General features: G+C 66.4%; 9 protein-coding genes. 7 read left to right on the forward strand and 2 right to left on the reverse strand.

Annotated elements, in window-relative coordinates; translation table 11 throughout:
* The first annotated feature begins 52 nt into the window (after positions 1 to 52).
* On the forward strand, positions 53 to 2419 hold the full coding sequence (locus tag FIV34_RS12360; protein ID WP_139983183.1) for a phosphoketolase family protein: 2367 nt from the start codon (positions 53 to 55) through the stop codon (positions 2417 to 2419).
* The gene (locus tag FIV34_RS12365; RefSeq protein WP_139983185.1) at positions 2419 to 3444 is read left to right on the forward strand and encodes an acetate/propionate family kinase; all 1026 of its coding nucleotides are present in this window, start codon (positions 2419 to 2421) and stop codon (positions 3442 to 3444) included. The genes FIV34_RS12360 and FIV34_RS12365 overlap by 1 nt, the downstream gene beginning before the upstream one ends.
* On the opposite strand, the gene FIV34_RS12370 is transcribed toward FIV34_RS12365, so the two are convergent.
* The gene (locus FIV34_RS12370; protein ID WP_139983187.1) at positions 3441 to 4958 is read right to left on the reverse strand and encodes a fumarate hydratase; all 1518 of its coding nucleotides are present in this window, start codon (positions 4956 to 4958) and stop codon (positions 3441 to 3443) included. The two genes, FIV34_RS12365 and FIV34_RS12370, sit on opposite strands and share 4 nt — an antisense overlap.
* Positions 4959 to 5075: 117 nt before the next feature.
* Between FIV34_RS12370 and FIV34_RS12375 the strand changes: the two genes are divergently transcribed.
* From FIV34_RS12375 to FIV34_RS12390, 4 genes are all read left to right on the forward strand, one after another.
* Positions 5076 to 6047: a thioredoxin family protein gene (locus tag FIV34_RS12375; protein ID WP_139983189.1), complete on the forward strand. Its 972-nt coding sequence runs from the start codon at positions 5076 to 5078 to the stop codon at positions 6045 to 6047.
* A gap of 94 nt (positions 6048 to 6141) precedes the next feature.
* The gene (locus FIV34_RS12380) at positions 6142 to 6774 is read left to right on the forward strand and encodes a PadR family transcriptional regulator (RefSeq protein WP_139983191.1); all 633 of its coding nucleotides are present in this window, start codon (positions 6142 to 6144) and stop codon (positions 6772 to 6774) included.
* On the forward strand, positions 6771 to 7532 hold the full coding sequence (locus FIV34_RS12385) for a siderophore-interacting protein (RefSeq protein WP_139983193.1): 762 nt from the start codon (positions 6771 to 6773) through the stop codon (positions 7530 to 7532). The genes FIV34_RS12380 and FIV34_RS12385 overlap by 4 nt, the downstream gene beginning before the upstream one ends.
* A gap of 151 nt (positions 7533 to 7683) precedes the next feature.
* Entirely contained in the window at positions 7684 to 8187 is a 504-nt protein-coding gene (locus tag FIV34_RS12390; RefSeq protein WP_139983194.1) for a hypothetical protein, read from the forward strand.
* A gap of 140 nt (positions 8188 to 8327) precedes the next feature.
* On the opposite strand, the gene FIV34_RS12395 is transcribed toward FIV34_RS12390, so the two are convergent.
* Positions 8328 to 20150, reverse strand: a complete 11823-nt coding sequence (locus FIV34_RS12395) for an autotransporter-associated beta strand repeat-containing protein (protein WP_246058608.1) — start codon at positions 20148 to 20150, stop codon at positions 8328 to 8330.
* A gap of 225 nt (positions 20151 to 20375) precedes the next feature.
* Here FIV34_RS12395 and FIV34_RS12400 point away from each other — a divergent pair, with 225 nt between their 5' ends.
* A complete protein-coding gene (locus FIV34_RS12400) occupies positions 20376 to 22532 on the forward strand; it encodes an AsmA family protein (RefSeq protein ID WP_246058609.1) in 2157 nt (718 codons plus the stop codon).
* Positions 22533 to 22541: the final 9 nt, after the last annotated feature.

Genomic DNA, 22541 nt, shown 5'->3' on the forward strand with positions numbered 1-22541 from the left:
TACCCCCGGGCCTAGGCTGGGCCGCGACTTCCGTCGCTCCCCAGGCCTCCCCATGACCGATACGCTGGATCCGGATCTGCTTCGCCGCATGCACGCCTACTGGCGCGCTGCGAACTACCTCACCGTCGGGCAGATCTACCTGCGCGACAACCCGATGCTCGAGGAGCCGCTGAAACGCGAGCACATCAAGCATCGCCTGCTGGGGCACTGGGGCACGACGACCGGCCTCAACTTCATCTACACCCACCTCAATCGCGCCATCGTCCAGCGCGACCTCAACATGATCTACGTGATGGGCCCTGGCCACGGCGGCCCCGGCCCGGTGGCACACACGTACCTCGAAGGCTCGTACACCGAGATCTATCCGCGCATCGACCGCAGCAAGGCCGGCATGCGCGAACTGTTCCGCCAGTTCTCCTGGCCGTACGGCATCCCCAGCCACGTGGCGCCGGAAACCCCGGGCTCGATCCACGAAGGCGGTGAACTGGGCTATTCGCTGTCCCACGCGTTTGGCGCGGCGTACGACAATCCCGAGCTGATCGTCGCCTGCGTCGTCGGCGATGGCGAAGCGGAAACCGGTGCGCTCGCCACCAGCTGGCATTCGAACAAGTTCCTCAATCCCGTGACCGACGGCGCCGTGCTGCCGATCCTGCATCTGAACGGCTTCAAGATCGCCAACCCGACGGTGCTGGCGCGCATCGGCGACGACGACCTGCGCGACCTGATGCGCGGCTACGGCTACGATCCGCACTTCGTCGAAGGCCATGAACCGGAAGCCATGCACCAGGCCTTCGCCGCGGCGCTGGATACCTGCCTGGATGCGATCCGCCAGATCCAGAAGGAAGCCCGCGAGGAAAGCGCCGACCAGGCCAAGCTGCCGCGCTGGCCGATGATCGTGTTCCGCAGCCCCAAGGGCTGGACCGGGCCCAAGGTGGTCGATGGCAAGCCCGTGGAAGGCACGTGGCGCGCGCACCAGGTGCCGCTGTCCAAGTTCGAGACCGACGAGCACGTGAAGCAGCTCGAAGACTGGATGAAGAGCTATAACGCGCACGAGCTGTTTGACGAGGAAGGCCGCTTCCGCGAGGAATTCGCGTCGCTCGCGCCCACCGGCCAGCGCCGCATGGGCATGAACCCGCACGCCAACGGCGGCCTGCTGCTGAAGCCGTTGCACATGCCGCACTTCGCGCAGTTTGCCGAGGATGTGAAAACACCGGGCGACCACAAGGCCGAAATGACCCGCGTGCTCGGCCGTTTCCTGCGCGAGGTGATGCGCCAGAACATGCGCAGCTTCCGCGTGTTCGGCCCCGACGAGACGGCGTCGAATCGCCTTGAGGCCATTTACGAAGCCAGCCCGAAGACCTGGCTGGCCGAGTACGAAGCCGTCGACGAAGACCTCGCGCCCGATGGCCGCGTGATGGAAGTGCTCAGCGAGCACCAGTGCCAGGGCTGGCTGGAGGGCTACCTGCTCACCGGACGGCACGGCTTCTTCTCCTGCTACGAAGCCTTCATCCACATCATCGATTCGATGTTCAACCAGCATGCAAAGTGGCTGAAGACCACGCGCAAGATGGAATGGCGTCCGCCGATCGCCTCGCTGAATTACCTGCTGAGCTCGCACGTGTGGCACCAGGACCACAACGGCTTCTCGCACCAGGACCCGGGCTTTATCGACCACGTGGCGAACAAGAAATCCGAGATCGTGCGGATCTACCTGCCACCGGACACCAACTGCCTGCTCTCCGTGGCGGACCACTGCCTGCGCAGCCGCCACTACGTGAACGTGATCATCGCCGGCAAGCAGCCGGACTGGCAGTGGCTGGATATCGAATCGGCCGTGCGCCATTGCACCGCCGGTGCGGGCATCTGGGAATGGGCCGGCCGCGGCGGTGACGATCCGGATGTGGTGATGGCCTGCGCGGGCGACGCACCGACGGTGGAAGTGCTGGCCGCGGTGATGCTGCTGCGCGAGTACGTGCCTGACATCCGCATCCGCGTCGTCAACGTGGTGGACCTGATGTCGCTGGAGACGCCGGACGAACACCCGCACGGCATGGACGACGACCGCTTCGACGACCTGTTCACCAAGGACAAGCCCGTGGTGTTCGCCTTCCACGGCTACCCCGGCATCGTGCACAAGCTGACCTACCGCCGGCACAACCACGACAACTTCCATGTGCGTGGCTACAAGGAAGAAGGCACCACGACCACGGCGCTGGACATGATGGTGCTGAACAACATGGACCGCTTCCAGCTCGCCCTGGACGTGATCAACCGCGTGCCCCGCTTTGCCGGTGAACGCGAGAAGGCCACGCAGCGCTACTGGGCGGATATCCAGCGCCACAAGCTTTACGTGAGCGAACACGGCTGGGACCTGCCGGAAGTGCGCGACTGGCAGTGGAAAGCCGAGGACGCGAACTGATGCCGCGGCACATCCTCGCCCTCAATACCGGTTCGTCCTCCCTGAAATACGGGCTTTACCGGGTGGATGGCGAGGTGTGCGAGCCACTGTTATCGGACCAGGCCGACGCACCGGGCGGCGATGCCGACCCGGTGCAGGCGATCGTGACGACGTTGCGCGAGAAGAAGCTGCCCTCGCCCGATGCCATCGGCCACCGCATCGTGCACGGCGGCCCGAACATCCGCACGCATGCGCTGATCGACGACGCGCTGATGCAGCACCTGGAGGAAGCCAAAGCGTTCGCGCCGCTGCACGTGCCCGCGGCGGTGGCGATGGTGAAGCGTGCCCGCGAGGCCTTTCCGGGCACACCCGAAGTGGCCTGCTTCGATACGGCCTTCCACGCGACGATGCCACTGGTCGCCAAAACCCTGCCGCTACCCGCGGACCTGCGCGAAGGCGGCATCGAGCGCTACGGCTTCCACGGCCTGTCGTATGAGTCCATCGTGCGCCAGCTCGGTGCCAGCCTTCCCTCGCGCGTGGTGATCGCCCACCTGGGCAATGGCGCCAGCCTGTGCGCGGTACGCGATGGCCAGTCCATCGACACCACCATGGGCCTCACCCCCACCGGCGGCATCGTCATGGGCACGCGCCCCGGCGACCTGGATCCCGGCGTGCTGCTGTACCTGATGCGTGAGAAGGGCTACGACGCGGAACGGCTGGAGACGCTCGTGGATCGCGAGTCGGGCCTGAAAGGCTTGTCCGGCGGGATCAGCGACATGCGCAAGCTGCATGCGTCGAACGACGAAGCGTCGAAGCTGGCGCTCGATGTGTTCGTCCACGTGGCGCGCAAGCAGATCGCCGCCATGGTCGCGTCGCTAGGCGGGTTGGACCTGCTCGTCTTCACCGGTGGCATCGGCGAGAACGATGTGAAAACCCGCGAGGCGATCCTCGCGGGTCTGCAGTGGATGGGCGACTTCAACAGCCGCGTCATCCCCACCGAGGAAGACGCGCAGATCGCCCGCCACACCGCCCGCCTGGCGAATTAGACGACGACGACCGGGATCTTGCCGATCTTCGAGCGCCACACCTTCGGGCCGGTTTCATGCACCGAGGTGCCTTGGCTGTCGACGGCGACGGTGACCGGCATGTCCTGCACGTCGAACTCGTAGATCGCTTCCATGCCGAGGTCTTCGAAGGCCAGCACGCGCGAGCTCTTGATCGCCTTCGACACCAGGTAGGCGGCGCCGCCGACGGCCATCAGGTACACGGCCTTGTTATCGCGGATGGCATCGATGGCGGTGGGGCCGCGCTCGGACTTGCCGACCATGCCGAGCAGGCCAGTGGTTTCCAGCATCTGGCGGGTGAACTTGTCCATGCGCGTGGCGGTGGTCGGGCCAGCGGGGCCGACGACTTCGTCACGCACCGGATCCACCGGGCCCACGTAGTAGATGAAGCGGTTGGTGAAGTCCACCGGCAGCGTTTCGCCGCGGTTGAGCATGTCGATCATCCGCTTGTGCGCGGCGTCGCGGCCGGTGAGCAGCTTGCCGTTGAGCAGGATGGTTTCACCCGGCTGCCAGCTGTTCACTTCTTCGCGGGTGATCGTGTCGAGGTTCACCCGGCGGCCCTTGGACGAGTCGTAGGTGAGCTTCGGCCAGTCTTCCAGCGACGGCGGATCGAGCATCACCGGGCCGGAGCCGTCCATCACGAAGTGCGCGTGGCGCGTGGCCGCGCAGTTGGGGATGATCGCCACCGGCAGGTTGGCGGCATGCGTCGGGTAGTCGCTGACCTTCACGTCGAGCACGGTGGTCAGGCCACCGAGGCCCTGCGCGCCGATGCCGAGCGCGTTGACCTTCTCGTACAGCTCCAGGCGCAGCTCTTCGGCGCGGTTGGACGGGCCACGGGCCTGAAGGTCAGTGATGTCGATCGGCTCCATCAGCGATTCCTTCGCCAGCAGCATCGCCTTCTCGGCGGTGCCGCCGATGCCGATGCCGAGCATGCCCGGCGGGCACCAGCCGGCGCCCATCGTCGGCACCGTCTTAAGCACCCAGTCGACGATGGAGTCGGAGGGGTTGAGCATGGCGAACTTGGACTTCGCTTCCGAACCGCCGCCCTTGGCCGCCACGGTCACGTCGAGCTTATCGCCCGGCACGATGGAGACGTTGATGACGGCCGGGGTATTGTCGCGCGTGTTCATGCGCTTGCCCGCCGGATCCGCCAGCACCGAAGCGCGCAGCTTGTTGTCCGGGTGGTTGTAGGCACGGCGAACACCCTCGTTCACCATGTCTTCCACGCTCATCGTGGCATCGTCCCAGCGCACGTTCATGCCCACCTTGAGGAACACGGTGACGATGCCGGTGTCCTGGCAGATCGGCCGGTGGCCCTCGGCGCACATGCGCGAGTTGATCAGGATCTGGGCGATGGCATCCTTTGCCGCCGGGGACTCTTCGCGCTCGTAGGCGGCGGTGAGATTCCGGATGTAGTCCACCGGGTGATAGTAGGAGATGTACTGGAGGGCGTCGGCGACGCTCTGGATGAGGTCGTCCTGCTTGATCGAGGTCATGTCGCTTCCGCTGGCTCGCTGGGCTGGCAAAACACCAATTTTAGCCTACCTGAGGCGGTGTAAGGTGGCCGGGCCTGCCCCGGTCTATCTCCTGGCACCCCCGCAAACGGAGTTCCCATGCGCCCCCGCTTCCGTACCGCCCTGTTCGCCCTCGCTTTCCTGGCCGCCGCCGTGGGCTTTGCCCAGCCGGCCGCCGCGGCGCAGACCGCCCCTGAGTTCGCCGGCATCGCCGCCTGGCAGAACTCGAAGCCACTGACCATGCAGGGCCTGCGCGGCAAGGTGGTGCTCATCGATTTCTGGGCATACTCGTGCATTAACTGCCTGCGCACCCTGCCCCACGTCACCCGCTGGTACGACCAGTACAAGGACAAGGGCCTGGTGGTGGTCGGCGTGCATTCCCCGGAATTCGCCTTCGAAAAGCAGGATGGCAACGTCCGCGACGCCATCAGGAAGTTCAACATCCATTACCCGGTGGCCCAGGACAACGACCTCGCCACGTGGGACGCCTGGGATAACCAGTACTGGCCGGCCGAGTACCTGGTGGACCAGCGCGGCAATGTCGTGGCCCACCACTTCGGTGAGGGCAACTACATGGAGATGGAGAACGCCATCCGCACCCTGCTCGGCCTGCCGCGCCTGGCGGACGCCGCCGCGGGCGCCGACAAGGACGCCCCGGACTTCAACCAGCTGGGCTCGCCGGAGATGTACTTCGGCAGCGACCGCAGCAAGAACAACGCAAGCCCCGAGGGCGACCGCACAGGCACCCGTGACTTCACCGCCCCGGCGCGGCTGGAGCTTAACCAGTTCGCCCTGGTCGGGCGCTGGGAGATCGGCCGGCAGAACGCCACGCTGGACAGCGCCAGCGGCGAAATCCGCCTGCATTTCAAGGCGAAGAAGGTGCACATGGTGGCCAGCGCCAACGACCCGGTAACCCTGGAGATCGCCGTGGACGGCAAGCCGCAGGCCCCGGTCACCGTCCAGGCCTCGCAGCTCTACACCCTGTTCGACGGCGACGGCTACAAGGACCACGTGCTCACCATCAAGATCCCCAAGGCCAACTTCCACGCCTTTACCTTCACGTTCGGCTAAAGGCGTCTCCTACGATATATCGGCGAGGGGTTGCCAAGAGTGTTTCTTAAGATATATCGTACGATCACTACGTACGATATATCGGAGAACCCCCATGCACTTTTTCCACCACGCCAAGCGCCACCTCCGCGACGACCTGCACCAGCGTTTCCACGAGCACTTCGCGGCCATCGGCCGGGGCGGCGGCCGTTTCGGCGGTGGCCCGTTCGGCTTTGACGAACGTGAAGGCGGCCGCGGTGGCCGTGGCGGCGGCCGGTTTGGCGGCGGCCGCATGTTCGGCACCGGCGACCTGCGCCTGCTGCTCCTGGCCCTGATCGAAGAGCAGCCGCGCCACGGCTACGAGCTCATCCGCACCATCGAAGAGATGTTCGACGGCCAGTACAGCCCGAGCCCCGGCGCCATCTACCCCACCCTGACCATGCTCGAGGAACTGGGCTACGCCCGGGTCGAGGCGGAGACCGGCGGCAAGAAGCTCTACGCCATCACCGACGAAGGCCGCGCCTTCCTCACCGAAAACCGCGACACGCTGGACGCGCTGACCGAACGCCTGCAGGTGATGTCCCGGCACATGCGCCGGATGACCGTGCCCAATGAAGTGCGCGAGGCAATGCATGTGCTGAAGCACCAACTGATCAACCACCACAAGAGCTGGGACGAGGCGGAATTCAAGCGCGTCGCCAGCATCCTCGAAGCCGCCGCCAAACAGATCGCGGAGCGCCAGGGATGAGTGAAAAACACCAGATCCAACGCGTTCGCCACGAGGTGCGCATGCGCATCCTCAGCGTGGTGAAGGTGCAGACCCTCACCCCTCACATGGTCCGCATCACCGTGCAGGGTCCGGAGCTGGAAGGCTTTCCTTCCGCCTCCCCGGACGACCACGTGAAACTGTTCCTGCCGACCTCCACCGGCGAGTTCAACCTGCCGACGATGACGCCGGATGGCCCGGTGTACGCGGAGGGCAAGGAACATTCACCGGCGCGTGATTACACGCCGCGACAGTTCCGCCCCGAGTCGCTCGAACTGGATCTCGATTTCGTGATCCACGGCGACGGCCCGGCCTCCACCTGGGCGGAAAGCGCGAAAGTCGGTGACAAGCTTGGCGTCGGTGGCCCGCGCGGTTCGATGATCGTGCCGAACGACTACGACCACTACGTGCTGGTCGGCGATGAAACCGCCCTGCCTGCGATCGGGCGCTGGCTGGAGGAAATGCCGGCGACCACCAAGGTCACCGTGCTGGCGGAAATCGCCTCCGAAGACGAGAAGCAGACGCTCGCCCGCGAGGTCACCTGGTTCATCCGCGGTGCGTCACCCTCGCTGGACGATGCGGTTGCCGCCCTGCCGATTCCGCAGGGCGACACGTTCTGGTGGGTGGCGACCGAATCGAAGCGTGCGCGTAGTTTGCGGTCGCTGCTCGTTGAGCATCGTGGCATCGACAAGGACTGGGTGAAAGCGACCGGGTACTGGGTCGCCGCCCCGCACCTGTAGGAGCCGCGGTCGCACCCGATGAGGTGAATCCCCTACACCGATGCAAGTGAAATGCTGACGACCCGCTGCTCGCCGCGCCTCTGTTGAGCGCGGCGCGCGCCACCTAGCCTTTCAAGCGCACCAATCCGGTGCCTTGAACAAGGGTTAGACCATGAACGCACGTCACAAGATCGCGTGCCTGCTCGTTAGCTCAGGGATGATGCTTGCAGCCGGAACAATCAAGGCAGCCGTCCTTGGACCAGGACAATCGCTTGGCGTAGGCCAGCCCCTCCCTTCTGCCGATGGCGCCTTCTTCGCGATGCTTACTCCGGATGGAAACTTCGCGGTCTACCGTTCTGCCGACCACACGGTCGCCTGGTCCACCAAGACAGGCGGCAGACGCGTCGTCGTCGCCACGATGCAGCGTGAAGGCAGGCTCGTACTTCTCGATGCTGCGAAGAAAGTCATCTGGGCCACGCCTACGCGCGGACGCCACCGGGTGTTCGGGGTTACATCGTGGGGCACTGCGATGGTTGTAGACGCACGACGATGGAAGCCGCGACCCAAGCGAGCTGAACCATTCGTCGACAAGATGCTGCGACAGCGCGGCCGAATTCATTGGCAGTCGAAATCGTACGGCGAGCTGGGGCGATGGCGTGAGCTAAACAGCCATTGATGAATACCGCCGCATAGGAGCGCGAGCGCGTGCAATTGGGAGTTCGGTGCGAAAGATGTCACCCACAGGGTGGGCTCCTAAAATGGCGCGGTTGTAGGAGCCCACCCTGTGGGCGACGCCGTTCGCGACACCAACCGGTATCAGAAACTCCACCGCACCCCCAGGTTCACCGCATCGCTACGGGTATGCCCGCCACGATCGGTGCTGTAGTACACGAAGGTGCTGGCCGCCGGCGTGATGTCGAAGCTGGCGCCGACGGCGCCCTGCCAGTGGTTGCGCATCGGGCGTGAGCCTTCCACCGTGAAGCTGTCGGTGGGCAGACCGGCGAAGCTGTTGTTCACCGTGCTGATGTCGTCCTTGGTGTTGTGCAGGTAACGCACCATGGCGATCGGATGCAGCTTGGTGTTGGCCACGCCCAGGTCGATATCGCCGGAGAGACGCAGGCCGGCGCCGTACTGCAGGCTGTCGGCCGAGGCCTTACCCACCTTCAGGTCCGCATCACCCGCGCCCTTTTCGGTGAAGCTGTCGTACTTCACCTTGCTGTAGTACGCGCCGACGAACGGCTCCAGGTGCATGGCGCTGCCGAGGTTGAAGCGGAAACCGCTTTCGATCGCGGCGTTCGTGGACTTGCCGTCGTAATCGCCACGCGCTTCCGGCGTGAAGCCGCCGACGTTGATCCGGCGATGGCTGTCACCGTTGTGCCAGCCGTACGACGCCAGGCCTTCCACCCAGAACTGCTTGTCGTTGAAGTACAGCGCATGCAGGCCGATCGCCGCCTGGTCCACGTCGGTGTAGTCACCGCGGCTATGCACTTCGGTGCGCGCATTGGCGAAGTTGGCATGCACACCCGCACGCAGGTCGGAGCCGAAGTCCGTATCCGTACCGACGATGATGCCGTGGATGCGGTAGTCGGTTTGCGCCACGTTGGCGCTGCTCGCCAGGTCGCTACTGGAGGTGTACGGCTCCGCCCACACGGCCGTGCCCTTCTCGCCCGTGTCGCGTTCCAGCTTCAGGCGGTAGAACACTGAATCCTGGTACTGGCTCTGCCCGGTGAGCTCGGCCTGGGCGGCCGAGGCATAGGTTTCACCGGTCAGCGACTCGAACGCTCCGTTCACCTGGGCCGACCGCAGGCCACGCAGGTCGCCCAGCAGGGTCGGCAGGACGTCATTGCCAGACGCCGCGGCGTGTTGCAGGGCGGTCGCGACACTGTGCTGGTTCGTGCTCAGGCCGGGGAACTGATCGAAGCCCACGCCCTCGCCACCCGGGGTCACGGGGCCACCGGTACCGGCCTGGGTCAGGGTGACGATCACGTTGTTGCCGACGGTGCTGACACCTTCGTCGAGGAACGGAAGGTCGCCCTTCACCACGCTGCCGTAGCTGCCATTGATGGGCGTGGACGACGTGACCACGGTGTAAGTGGACGACGGACCGAACGTGCCGCCACCGGTCGGCGTGGTCACCAGCGTGCCGCCCACCGTGGTGGGGCCGTTGGAGGCGATGTGGTCGCTGGTGCCGTGCGAGGTGATACGGATGACGGTGCGCGAGTTGCCGGTCTGGCTGAGGCCACCCGTGGTGAGCGTCGTGCCAGGCGTACCGTTGTCCGCCGCCGCGCCGGTGCCACCGGGGATACCGCCGGGTGCCACGGTACCGCTATCCACCGTGACCGGGCCCGTGATGGTGCCCCCGCCCGCCACGCCGCCGCCGTTACCGACCGTGACCGGACCGCCCAGCGTGCCGTTCACGACAAGGTTGCCGCCGATCGTGGTGCCGCCTGCAAAGGTCACGTTCGTACCCGTGCCGATGGCCAGCGTGCCGGCATCGACGTTGAGGTTACCGATGCCGTTGAACACGCCGTTGGCGAGCGAGCCTTCGCCGCTGCCGGTGATGTTCAGCGTGGCATCGGCATTGCCGTTGACCGTACCGGTGATGCCCGGGAGGTTGCCGTAGGTGACGTTCAGATCACCACCACCCAGGTTGAGCGTGCCTGCCACAGGGCCCCCGGCCGTGATGTCGTTGGCGGGGCCGTTGAACGTCGCCGTGGCGCCGGCACCCACGCTGACAGCACCGGTGTAACTCTCGATGGCGGTGAGCGTGCCGCCGTTCACGGTGAGGCCACCGGTGTAGTCGGCCAGCGAACCACCGAGGGTCAGGCTGCCGGTGCCTTCCTTGTCCAGGCCGCCGCTGCCGGAGAGTGCACCGTCCAGGGTGAGGTCGTTCGCGCCATCCACCGTGACGCCGTTGCTGCCGACGCTCACTGCGTTCGGCAGGGTCACCGTGGTACCCGCCTGCAGCGTGGCACCATCGATGGCGAGGTCACCCGTGCCCAGCGCGTTGTTGTTGCCGACCACCACGGTGCCACCGCTGACGGTGGTACCGCCGGTGTAGGTGTTGTTGCCGTTGAGGGTGAGCACCTTGAGGTTCACCTTGAACAGGCGACCCGCGCCGCTGATATCGCCGTTGAGGGTGAGCGGATCATCGCCGGTGGTGTTCAGGTCCGCATTGAGCGCGATGTCGTTGGCCAGCGTGAGCGCACCCACGCTGCCGAGCGATGCCGGACCGCCCACGGTGAGCGTGCCCGTACCCAGCGCCTGGTCGTTGCCGAGCACCAGCCCGCCGGCGTTGAGTGTCACGCCGCCGCTGAACAGGTTCGCCCCGCCCAGCGTGAGGTTGGCCGCGCCGTTCTTCACCAGGCCGCCGGTGCCACTGATCGTGCTATTGAGCGTGGCATCCGTCGCGCCGCCGAGCGTGAGCGTGTTTCCACCCAATGCCACGTTGCTGCCCGCGACGCCGCCAAGCGTGGCGACGGACTGGTTGCCGCCGGCACTGATATCAAACGTGCCGGTACCGGCCAGGTTCACCGCACCGTCCGGCGAGAGGCTGCCGCCCGCGCCGATCGCCAGCGTGCCGGCGTTGATCGTGGTGCCGCCGGTGTGCGTATCCGCGCCGGTCAGCGTCAGCGTCGCCGCACCGTTCTTGGTCAGGCTGCCCGTGCCCGAGATCACCCCTGCCAGCGTCGTGTCGTTGCTGCCGGCAACCGTGAGGCCCGCGTTGAGCGCCACGTCGTTGGCCAGCGTGACCGGGGCGCTCGCATCCAGCGTGGAAGCGCCACCGACCGTGAGCGCGCCCGTGCCGAGCGAGGCGTTGTTTCCAACGACCAGGGTCCCTGCGTTGAGCGTGACCCCACCACTGAACGTGTTCGGGCCACCGAGCGCCTGTACGCCGGCCCCGTTCTTCACCAGGCTGCCGGTACCGCTGATGGTGCCGTCGTACGACGCGTTGCCTACGCCGCCCAGCACGAGCGCATTGGCACCCAGCGTGACGTTGCTGCCCGCCACGCCCGCCAGCGAGCCGATGGTTTGCGGGCTGGTGGCGCCGCTGATATCGAAGCCCGTGCCCGCCGCGTTAAGCGTCACTGCCCCGTTGGGCGACAGGCTGCCACCCGCGCCGATCGCCAGGATGCCGGCATCGATGAACGTGCCGCCGGTATAGGTATTGGCGCCGGTGAGCGTCTCGGTGCCGGTGCCCACCTTGGTCAGGCTGCCGGTGCCGGCGATCGAGCCACCGAACGTGCCATCCGTGGGGCCACCCACCACCAGCGCGTTGTCACCCAGGTTCACCGTGCCGCTACCGACCAGCGTACCGAACTGCTGCGTGCCGTTGCCGGCGGAGAGATCGAAGGTGGCGCCCGACGCCAGGTTCACCACGCCCGAGGAGGCCAGGCTGGCGCCCGCGCCAAGCGCCAGCGTGCCCGCGTTGATGTAGGTGCCACCGGTGTAGGTGTTCGTGCCGTTCAACGTCAGCGTCGCCGCGCCCTCCTTGCTCAGGCTACCGGTGCCGCTGATATCGCCATTGAGGATCATGTTGTTCGTGCCGAGCACGTCCAGCCCGGCGTTGAGCACGACGTTGTTGGCCAGGGTCACCGCCGTGTTCGAATCCAGCGTCGATGCGCCGCCCACCGTGAGTGAGCCCGTGCCGAGTGCCGCATCGTTGCCGACGACCAGGCCGCCGGCATTCAGGGTGACGCCACCGGTGAAGGTGTTCGCGCCGTTGAGCGTCTGGACGCCCGCACCGTCCTTGATGACGCCGCCGCTCCCCGTGATCACGCCGTTGTACGCGTTATCCGTGGCTCCACCCAAGGCGAGCGAGTTGCCGCCAAGGGTGACGTTGGTGCCGGCGGTACCACCGAGCGAGCCGACCGTTTGCGTACCGCCCGCGCCGGAGATATCGAAGGTGCCGGTGCCGGCGAGGTTGAGCGGGCCGGTATCCGACAGGCTGCCGCCCGCGCCGATGGCCAGCGTGCCGCTGTTCACCGTCGTGCCACCGCTGTACGTGTTGGCGTTGGTCAAGGTCACCGTGGACACGCCGTCCTTCACCAGGCCGCCCGCACCGGAGAACACGCCGCCGAAGGTCACCGCATTGCTGCCCAGCAGGTCGAGCGTCGTGCCCGCCGCGATATCCACGTCATTGCTGACGTTCAACGCCTTGTTGGTATCCAGCGTGGCGTTTCCGGCCACGCTCAGCGTGCCCGTGCCCAGCGCGCCGTCATCGCCCAGCAGCAACCCGCCCGCGTTGAGCGTCACACCGCCGCTGAAGGTATTCGCGCCACCCAGCTCCTGCACGCTCGCACCGCTCTTCACCAGGCTGCCGGTGCCCACGATCACGCCGTCGTACGCGCCGTTGGCGACGCCCGCGAGGGTGAGCGCATTGCCACCTAGGGTCACGTTACTGCCGGCCACGCCGTTGAGCACGCCGATCACCTGGGGATCCGCGGCGCTGATGTCGAAGCCCGTCCCCGGGGCCGTCAGCGTCACGGCGCCGTTCGCGGCCAGGCTGCCGCCCGCGCCGATCGCGAGGGTGCCTTCGTCGATGAAGGTGCCACCCGTGTACGTATTGGTGCCGGTCAGCGTCTCCGTGCCGGTGCCCACTTTGGTCAGGCTGCCGGTGCCGCCGATCGAGCCGCTGAAGGTACCGTCGGCCGGGCCACCCACGTCGATGTTGTTGCCGCCGATGTTCACCAGGCCGCTGCCGATCAGCGTGCCGAACGTCTGCGTGCCGTTGCCCGCCGAGAGATCGAACACGGCGCCATCGGCAAGGTAGACGATGCCACCCGCATAGAGGCTGGCGTTCCCGCCAAGAGCGAGCGTGCCGGCGTTGATCTGGGTCTCGCCGGTGTAGGTGTTGGCGCCATTCAACGTGAGCAGCGCATTGCCATTCTTGATAAGGGCGCCCGTGCCCGCGAGCGTGCCATCGAGCGTGAGGTTGTTCGAACCCGCTACGGTCAGGTTGGCGTTCAGCACCATGTTGTTGGCAAGCGTGACCGGCGCGGTGCTATCCAGTGTCGACGCGCCCGCCACCGTCAGCGCGCCCGTACCCAGCGCCGCATCGTTGCTGACGTTCAGGCCGCCGGCGATCAGCGTGATGCCGCCGCTGAAGGTATTCGCGCCACCCAGCTCTTCGGTGCCGGAACCGATTTTCACCAACCCGCCGGTGCCGCTGATCACGCCATCAAAGGCGCGGTCCGTCACGTTGCCGAACGCCAGGCTTTGCCCGCCCAGGTTCACGGTGGTGCCACCCACGCCAGAGAGCGAACCGATGGTCTGGTTTGCGCCGCTCGCCGAGACATCAAACCCGGCGCCCGCCGTGGTGAGGTTGACGTCGCCCGTCGCCGCCAGGCTGCCGCCCGCTCCCAGGGCCAGGGTGCCGTCGTTGATCGTCGTGCCGCCGGTGTAGGTGTTCGTGCCACCGAGCACCTGCACGCCCGCACCATCCTTCACGACACCACCGGTGCCGCCGATGGTGCCGTTGTAGGTGGCGTTACCGACGCCACCCAGGGTCAGTGCGTTGCCGCCAAGGCTGACGGCACTGCCGGCGACGCCATTCAACGCACCGATCGCCTGTGAGCCACCGCCACTGATATCGAACACGGTGCCCGGTGCGGCGAGGTTCACCGCACCCGTCGAGGCAAGGCTGCCGCCCGCGCCAAGGGCCAGCGTGCCCGCGTTGATCGTCGTGCCACCGGTGTACGTGCTGGCGCCGGTGAGCGTCTGCGTGCCCGCGCCCTGCTTGACCACGCCGCCGGTGCCGTCGATGACGCCGCCGAAGCTGCCGTTGCCTGCGCCACCAAGCGCCACGGTATTCGCACCCAACGCCACCGTGCCGGTACCGGTCAGCGCGCCCACGCTTTGCGTGCCGCTGCCACCCGAGATATCCAGCGTCGCGCCCGTGGCGAGGTTCACCGTGCCCGCGGTGGAAAGGCTGCCGCCCGCGCCCAGCGCGAGCGTGCCCGCGTTGACGCTGGTGCCACCCGTGTACGTGTTCGCGCCGGTCAGGGTGAGCGTGGCCGCGCCGTTCTTGGTCAGGCCGCCTGCGCCACTGATCACGCCGCTGAGCGTCAGCGCATTGTTTCCCAGCACGGTGAGGCCCGCATTGAGCGCCACGTTGTTTGCCAGCGTGACGGGGCCATTGCTGTCGAGCGTGGCCAGGCCACCCACGGTCAGCGCACCCGTACCGAGCGCGCTGTTGTTGCCGACGATCAGGCCGCCCGCATTCAACAGCGTCCCACCGCTGTACGTGCTGGCACCGCTGAGCGTCTGCACGCCGGTACCGACCTTGACGATGCCACCGGTACCCGTGATCGCGCCCGCGTAGGTGCGGTCGGTGGCATTACCAAAGGTCAGCGTCTGCGCACCCAGCCCCACGGTTGTACCGGCCACGCCACTGAGCGAGCCGATGGTCTGGTTGGCACCGCTGCCGGAGATATCGAACGCCGCACCGGCCACGGCGAGGTCCACGTCACCCGTGGCGGCAAGCTTGCCGCCCGCACCCAGTGCCAGCGTGCCGCCGTTGATCGTCGTGCCGCCGGTGTAGGTGTTCGCCCCCGTCAGCGTGACCGTGGCCGCACCGTCCTTCACGAGGCCACCGGCACCGCTCACAGTACCGGCCAGCGTCATCGCGTTGCTGCCGAGCAGATCGAGCGTGTTGCCCGAGCCGAGCGCCACGTTGTTGTTGAGCGTCACCGCCGTGCTCGCATCCAGCGAGCCGCTCCCGGCGACCGTGAGCGCGCCCGTGCCGAGCGCGCCGTTGTTCCCCACCAGCAGGCCACCCGCATTGAGCGTGACACCGCCGCTGAACGTGTTCGCGCCACCCAGTTCCTGGGTGCCCAGCCCGTTCTTCACCAGCGCGCCGGTACCGGCCATGACGCCGTCATAGGCACCGTTGGCGACCCCACCCAGGATCAGCGTGCTGCCACCGAGCGTCACCGTGCTCCCCGTGACGCCATTGAGCACGCCAATGGCCTGGTTGCCGCCCGCGCTGATATCGAATCCGGTGCCGGGACCCGTGAGCGTGACGGCGCCGGTCGATGCCAGGCTGCCACCCGCACCGATCGCCAGCGTGCCCGCGTTGATCAGCGTGCCGCCGGTGTAGGCGTTCGTGCCCGTCAGCGTTTCAGTACCCGTACCTACCTTGATCAGGCCGCCGGTGCCACCCACCGAACCGGCAAAGGTGCCGTCGGTCGCGCTGCCCAGGGTGATCGTATTCGCGCCAAGGTTCACGATGCCGCTGCCCAACAGCGTACCGATCTGCTGCGCGCCGTTGCCGGCGGAAAGATCGAGCGTCGTACCGGCGAGAAGGTTCACCGTGCCCGTGGACGCTAGGCTGGCACCGGCGCCGAGCGCCAGCGTGCCGGTGTTCACGAGGGTGCCGCCGGTATACGTGTTGATGCCGTTGAGCGTAAGGGTCGCCGCGCCGTTCTTCGTCAGGCTGCCCGCTCCACTGAGCACGCCATCGAGCGTCAGCGCGTTGTTACCGAGCACGGTGAGCCCGGCGTTAAGCGCGATGTTGTTGGCCAGCGCGATGGGGCCGTTGCTGTCCAGGGTGCTTGCGCCGGCCACGGTGAGCGAGCCCGAGCCAAGGGCATTGTTATTCCCGACGACCAGGCCGCCCGCGTTCAACGCCAGGCCACCACTGAAGGTGCTCGCACCCCCCAGGGTCACCACCCCGGTCCCAGCCTTCACCAGGCCGCCCGTGCCCGTGACGGTGCTGTTGAGCGTGGTGTTGGTGCCGTTGCCGAACGCGAGCGCGTTGCCACCGAGGGCCAGCGTGCTGCCGGCCGCGCCGGAGAGCGCGCCCACCGTCTGGTTTGCGCCCGCCCCACTGATATCGAAGATGCCACCGGCGCCGGCGAGGTTAACGCTGCCCGCGGCCGCGAGCTTCGCACCGGCGCCAAGCGCCAGCGTGCCGCCGTTGATGGTGGTCCCACCGGTGTACCCATTGACGCCGCCCAGCGTGAGGGTCGACGGGCCATCCTTGGTCAGGCTGCCTGCGCCGTTCACCGCGCCCGCCAGGGTGAGCGCGTTCGTGCCGAGTACGTCGAGGTTTGCACCCGTACCCACGTTCACGGTGTTGCCCACGGCAAGGGCCGTGCTGGCATCGAGCGTGGCGTTGCCACCGACGTTCAATGCCCCACCGACGCCCAGTGCATTCGCATTCCCGAGCACGAGACCACCGGCATTGAGGTTCACGCCGCCGGTAAAGGTATTGGCGCCACTAAGGGTGAGCGTGGACGGCCCGTTCTTCACCACGTTGCCGGTGCCGGCGATGGTGCCGCCCAGTGCAAGCGTCTGGTTACCGGCCACGCTTAGCGTGCCGCCACCCAGCACGTTCACCGTGTTGCCGACGCTGAGCGCGGCACTGTTATCCAGCGTGACCGCGCCATTGACCGTGAGGGCGCCGGTGCCCAGCGCGGTGTTGTTGCCCAGCAGCAGGCCGCCACCCGTGAGGTTCACACCGCCACTGAAGGTGTTGGCGCCGTTGAGCGTCAGCAACGAGGCGCCGTTCTTGCTGAGTGCGCCGCTCCCGCCGATCACGCCACCCAGCGTGAGATTCTGTGCGCCCGGCAGCGCAAGCGTCGCGCCCGTGCCCAGGTTCACGTTGTTGGCGAGGTTGAGCGCCGCGGTGGACGCCAGCGTCGCGTTGCCACCGACGTTGAGTACGCCGGTACCGAGCGCGTTGCTGTTGCCAAGGCCAAGCGTGCCGGCGTTGAGGTTTACACCGCCGCTGAACGTATTGGTGCCATTGAGTGTGAGCGTGTTGGCGCCGTTCTTCGTCAGGCTGCCCGTGCCACCGATCGTGCCACCCAGTGTCAGGTTGTTGCTGCCCGACAGGGTGAGATTGGCTCCGAGGTTGACGTTGTTCGCGAGCGTGTAGGCGGCGGACGTATCGAGCGTGCTGGCACCACTGACGGTCAGCGTGCCGGTACCTAATGCGCCGGCGTTGCCAAGTACGAGGCCACCGGCGCTCAGATTGACGCCACCGCCGAAGGTATTCGCGCCGGTAAGCAGGGTGGTGCCGGAACCCGCCTTCACCAGGCCACCGGTTGCCGTGCCGGTGATCGTGCTGCCCACCGTCTGGTTAGTGGCGTCACCGAACGTAAGCACGTTGCCGCCCAGCGCCACCGTGCTGCCGGCGACGCCGGAGAGTGCGCCGATGGTCTGGTTACCCGCGGCAGAGATATCGAACACGCTACCCACGCCACTGAGGGTGACCGCGTTGTTCGCGGCAAGGTGGCCACCGGCACCGATGCCCACCGTGCCCGCGGCGATATCGAGGCCACCCGTGAAGGTGTTCGCGCCGTTGAGCGTGAGCGTCGAGGCGCCATTCTTCACAAGGCCGCCGGCGCCCGAGATGACGCCGTTGAAGGTGAGCGGTTGGCCGCCCAGCACGTTGAGCGATGCGCCACCGTTGAGTGTCACGTTGTTCGCGAGCGTGCGCGTGGCGCTGCCGTCGATGGTCCCGGCACCATTGACGGTAAGCGTGCCCGCACCCAGTGCGGCGTCGTTACCCAGCAGCAGGCCACCGGCATTGAGGGTGACGCCACCGCCAAAGGTGTTCGCACCGTTGAGGGTCAGTTGCGAAGCGCCATTCTTGATCAACGCGCCGGCGCCGCCGATCACGCCGTTGAACACCAGCGGCTGGCCGCCGAGCAGTTTCAGGGAGGCGCCGGTGCCCAGATTGACCGCATTCGTGAGGGTCAGGCCGGTGGTCCCGTCCAGGGTGACACCAGCACCCCCCACGGAGAGCGCGCCCGGGCCCAGCGCGTTGCTATTGTCCAGCAGCAGGCCACCCCCATTGAGCGCGACGCCCCCGGTGAACAGGTTGATACCCGCCAGCCTCTGCACGCCGGTACCCTGCTTCACGAGACCGCCGGTGCCGGTGAACACCCCGGAATACGTCGTGTTGCCGATACCGTTAAGCGTGAGCGTATGCGCGCCCAGGTTGACGTTGCCCGCCCCCGCGATGGAACCGATGGTCTGGTTCGCCGCCGCCGACAGATCCATGCTGGTGCCCGCACCCAGCGACACGGCACCCGTGGGCGAGAGCGAGCCGCCAGCGCCCACGGCCAGCGCGCCACCGGTGACACCAAGGGAGCCCGTGAGGGAACTGGCGCCGTTGAGAGTGAGCGTGCCTGCCCCGCTCTTCACCACGTTGCCCGCGCCCGAAAGCGATCCGTTGAGCGTCAGCGCCTGGCTGCCCAGCAGGTTGAGCTGGCCCGCATTGACGACCACGTTGTTGGCCAGGCTAAACGGCGCCGTGGTATCGAGCGAAGCCGTGGCGCCCACCGTCAACGTGCCCGCACCGAGCGCACCCGCATTGCTGAGCAACAGGCCGCCGGCGTTGAGGTTCACGCCGCCACTGAAAAGGTTGGCGCCGCCGAGCGTCACGATGCCCGTATTGGCGATGGTAAGGCCGCCTGCGCCGCTGATGACGCCGTTCATCCCGAACGCTGTCGTGCCGCCCAGCGTAAGGCGGCCGGTGTTCAACGAAACGTTGTTCGCCAGCGTGAGGCCGCCAGCCGATGCCGCGATCGTGCCGCCATTGGCGTTCAGCGTGCCAGGCCCGAACGCACCCGCATTGTTGAAGTTGACGAGGCCATCGTTGATCGTGGTGTCGGACAGCGCGACCGCACCGAGCAGGTTCCACGTACCGCTGTTCACCCGCAGGTGCTGGAAGTGGATGTATTGCGCGGCATCGATGGTGGTGGGCGTACCGGTCGTGCCCGATCCTGGCGTAAGGACATCGTTCTGCAGCACGAGGAAGTTGTTGAGGCCCGTGCCCGAACCGCCATCGACGATGCCCTTGCCGCTGAGGTTCACGCTGACCGTCACCAGGTTCAGGACGTTGAGCGAAAGGCCTTCCGCGAGGACGCTAGATCCCGATACCGCGGTGAAGGTGTTGCCGGTGGCGGTATCGCCCAGGTTGACGCTGCCACTGATGGTGCCGGCATTGATGAACGAATTGCCCTGCCCGGCCGTCAGCGACGGCGCGAAACCGATGCGCCCACGGATATAACCCGTGTTGGTCATGTTGGTCCGCGCGCCGCCGTAAGAGACGACGGCCGGCGCATCCGACGTGTTGAGCAGGCCAATGCCCAGCACGTTCATGTCGATCGTGCCGTTGTTGGTGATGTTGGTGGTGCCACCCGTGCCGTTCTGGGCGAGGATGGCCTGGCCGCCGACGCCCAACAGGGATCCCAGGTTGACGAGACCCTTGATCGTCCCGGCCGCCGTGGGGCCGCTGGCAGGAAGGTTGTTGATATTGATGGTGTTGGCCGATGCGTTGCCCACCACCAGGCCACCGGAAACGATGCTCAGGGCACCGCCCAAATTCGGGTCGATCGTCCCTTGGTTGTTCACCGTGATGCCGTTGCCGGTCAGGGTGAGGATGGGCCCGCCCAGCAAGGGCGCGGAGAGCTGCCCATCGCCGCCGATGTTAACCACCACACCGGTGGTCGGCACCGTGTATGAAATCGCCGAGAAACCCGAGCACGTGACCGTGGTCGTGATCTGCGTGCAATCGGCGAATGCGGTGCTGGGGAGGAACGAAGCGCTTATCAGCGAAGCCAGCGCGAGGTAGATACCTTTGCGGCGTGGAAGAGTACGTACGGTCGCGGTGCGCTTGCTCATTTTATTCACCCCTGCCATGTCCATGGTGGTTGCCATGGCAGCTTAGGCAGCGGGTGTACGACGAGGCTGCACGAATAAGGCAGTGGACTAGGCGAATAAGGCAAGAATGCCGTCGTGGCATCCTCACACGGCACACACGTTGCTTAATCGATGCGCATCAAAAACACATAACCTTGGCGCCTACCGGGTTACCAACGGTCTCGTATGCACTAATGCGGAGTAGCGATGATGCGGCGAGGCAGGAAAATCCTGGCGTGGGTGGTGGGCATCTTCCTGCTGTTGATCATCGCGATCATCCTGTTCATCGCCTTCTTCGACTGGAACCGGCTGAAACCCACGATCAACGAGAAGGTGTCCGAAGCCATTGGCCGGCCCTTCGCGATCCAGGGCGACATCACCGCGCACTGGGCACGCGAGCCCGGCGAAGGCGGACTGGTCAGCCTGATCCCATGGCCACACTTCACCGCGCGCGATATCGTCGTCACGAACCCCAGCTGGGCGGCTAACCAGCGTTTCGCCCACCTGGATTCGATCGACTTCCGCCTCGCGCCCTTCCCGCTGATCACGCATCGCATCGTTGTCCCGGAGATTCGCCTCGGCCAGCCGGCCATCGCCCTGGAGCGTCGCAAGGACGGCACGAACACCTGGACGTTCAAGCTGCCGGAAAGCAGCGGCCCCTCCGAATGGCAGCTGGAACTCAATGCCATCGCGTTCGACAAGGGCCACATCGATTTCGATGACGCACAGAACCAGGTGAAGATGGGCATCGACGTAACGCCGCTGGGCAAGGGCATTCCGTTTGACGAGATCATGGCGCAGCAGGAGAAGGATTCCCGCGCGCAGGCCAACAAGACCACCGGCGCCAGCGCCAAAGCCATGGCGAAGAGCGATGCGGATGAGAAGGACAAGAAGGACGACACCAAGCGCAAACAGGTGTACGAGTTCTCGTGGGATGCCAAGGGCACCTACAAGCAATCGACCGTAGCCGCGACCGCCAAGACCGGCGGCGTCTTCGCCCTGCGCGACGCCAATCGCCCCTTCCCCGTGGCGGCGGACGCGCGTTTCGGTGATACCCACATCGCCTTCGTCGGCACGCTGACCGATCCGCTGAACGTCGGCGCGCTGGATATCCGCCTGTGGTTCTCCGGCACCAGCATGTCGCACCTCTACGACCTGACCGGCGTGACCCTGCCCGATACACCGCCGTTCGCGACGGAAGGCCACCTCAAGGCCAACCTGAAGAAGAACGACAGCACGTTCACCTACGAGAACTTCACCGGCAAGGTGGGTGGCAGCGACCTGGGCGGCACGCTCACCTTCAAGACCGGCGGCACGCGCCCCAGCCTCAATGGCACGCTGAAGTCGAACCAGCTGCTCTTCAGTGACCTGGCGCCGCTGGTCGGCGGCGGTTCGGACGCGGAGAAGGCCGAGCGCGGGGATGTGACGAAACAGCCGGCGGGCAAGGTGTTGCCGGTGGAGCCGTTCAAGACGGACCGCTGGAACGCCATGGACGCGGACGTGCACTTCACCGGCGCGAAGATCGTGCACGGCGAGCGCCTGCCGATCCAGAACGTGGAAACGCATCTGATCATGAAGGATGCCGTACTCACCCTCGATCCGCTGAAGTTCGGCGTGGCCGGAGGCACGGTGGGCAGCAATATCCGCCTGGATGGTTCGTCCGAGCCGCTGAAGGGCCGCCTCAACCTCGGCGCCCGCCACCTCAAGCTGAAAGAGCTGTTCCCCACCTTCGCCCCGATGCAGACCAGCTTCGGTGAGATGAACGGCGATGCCTCGTTTACCGCCGTCGGCAACTCACCGGCCGCCCTGCTCGGCAGCTCCAATGGCGAGCTGAAGCTGCTGATCAACGACGGCGCCGTGAGTTCCTCCCTGCTGGAACTGGCCGGCCTTAACGTCGGCAGCTACGTGGTCAGCCGTTTCTTCGGCGATGACGTGGTGAAGATCAATTGCATGGCGGCGGACCTGGTCGCGACTGACGGCGACATGGAGTCGAAGGTGTTTGCGCTGGATACCGAGAAGGCGCTGATCAACGTCAACGGCGACATCAACTTCAAGGACGAGAAGCTCAACCTCGATATCGTCCCGCACACCAAGGGCTTCCGCGTGTTCTCACTGCGCTCGCCGCTGTACGTGCATGGCACCTTCGCCAATCCGTCCCCGGGCGTGCACGCCGGCCCGCTGATCCTGCGGGGTGGTGGCGCCGTGGCGCTGTTCTTCGCCGCGCCGATCGCCGCGCTGGCCCCGCTGATGGTACCGGAGAGCGGCAAGGCCAACGCCGTCACCTGCCAGCCGCTGCTCGACGACCTGAAGAGCGCCCCGCCGAAGGCACCGCCGCCGGGGAAGACCATGCCGCCGACGAAGTGATCGCGAGGG

The sequence above is a fragment of the Luteibacter pinisoli genome, from assembly GCF_006385595.1.
Classification (GTDB): domain Bacteria; phylum Pseudomonadota; class Gammaproteobacteria; order Xanthomonadales; family Rhodanobacteraceae; genus Luteibacter; species Luteibacter pinisoli.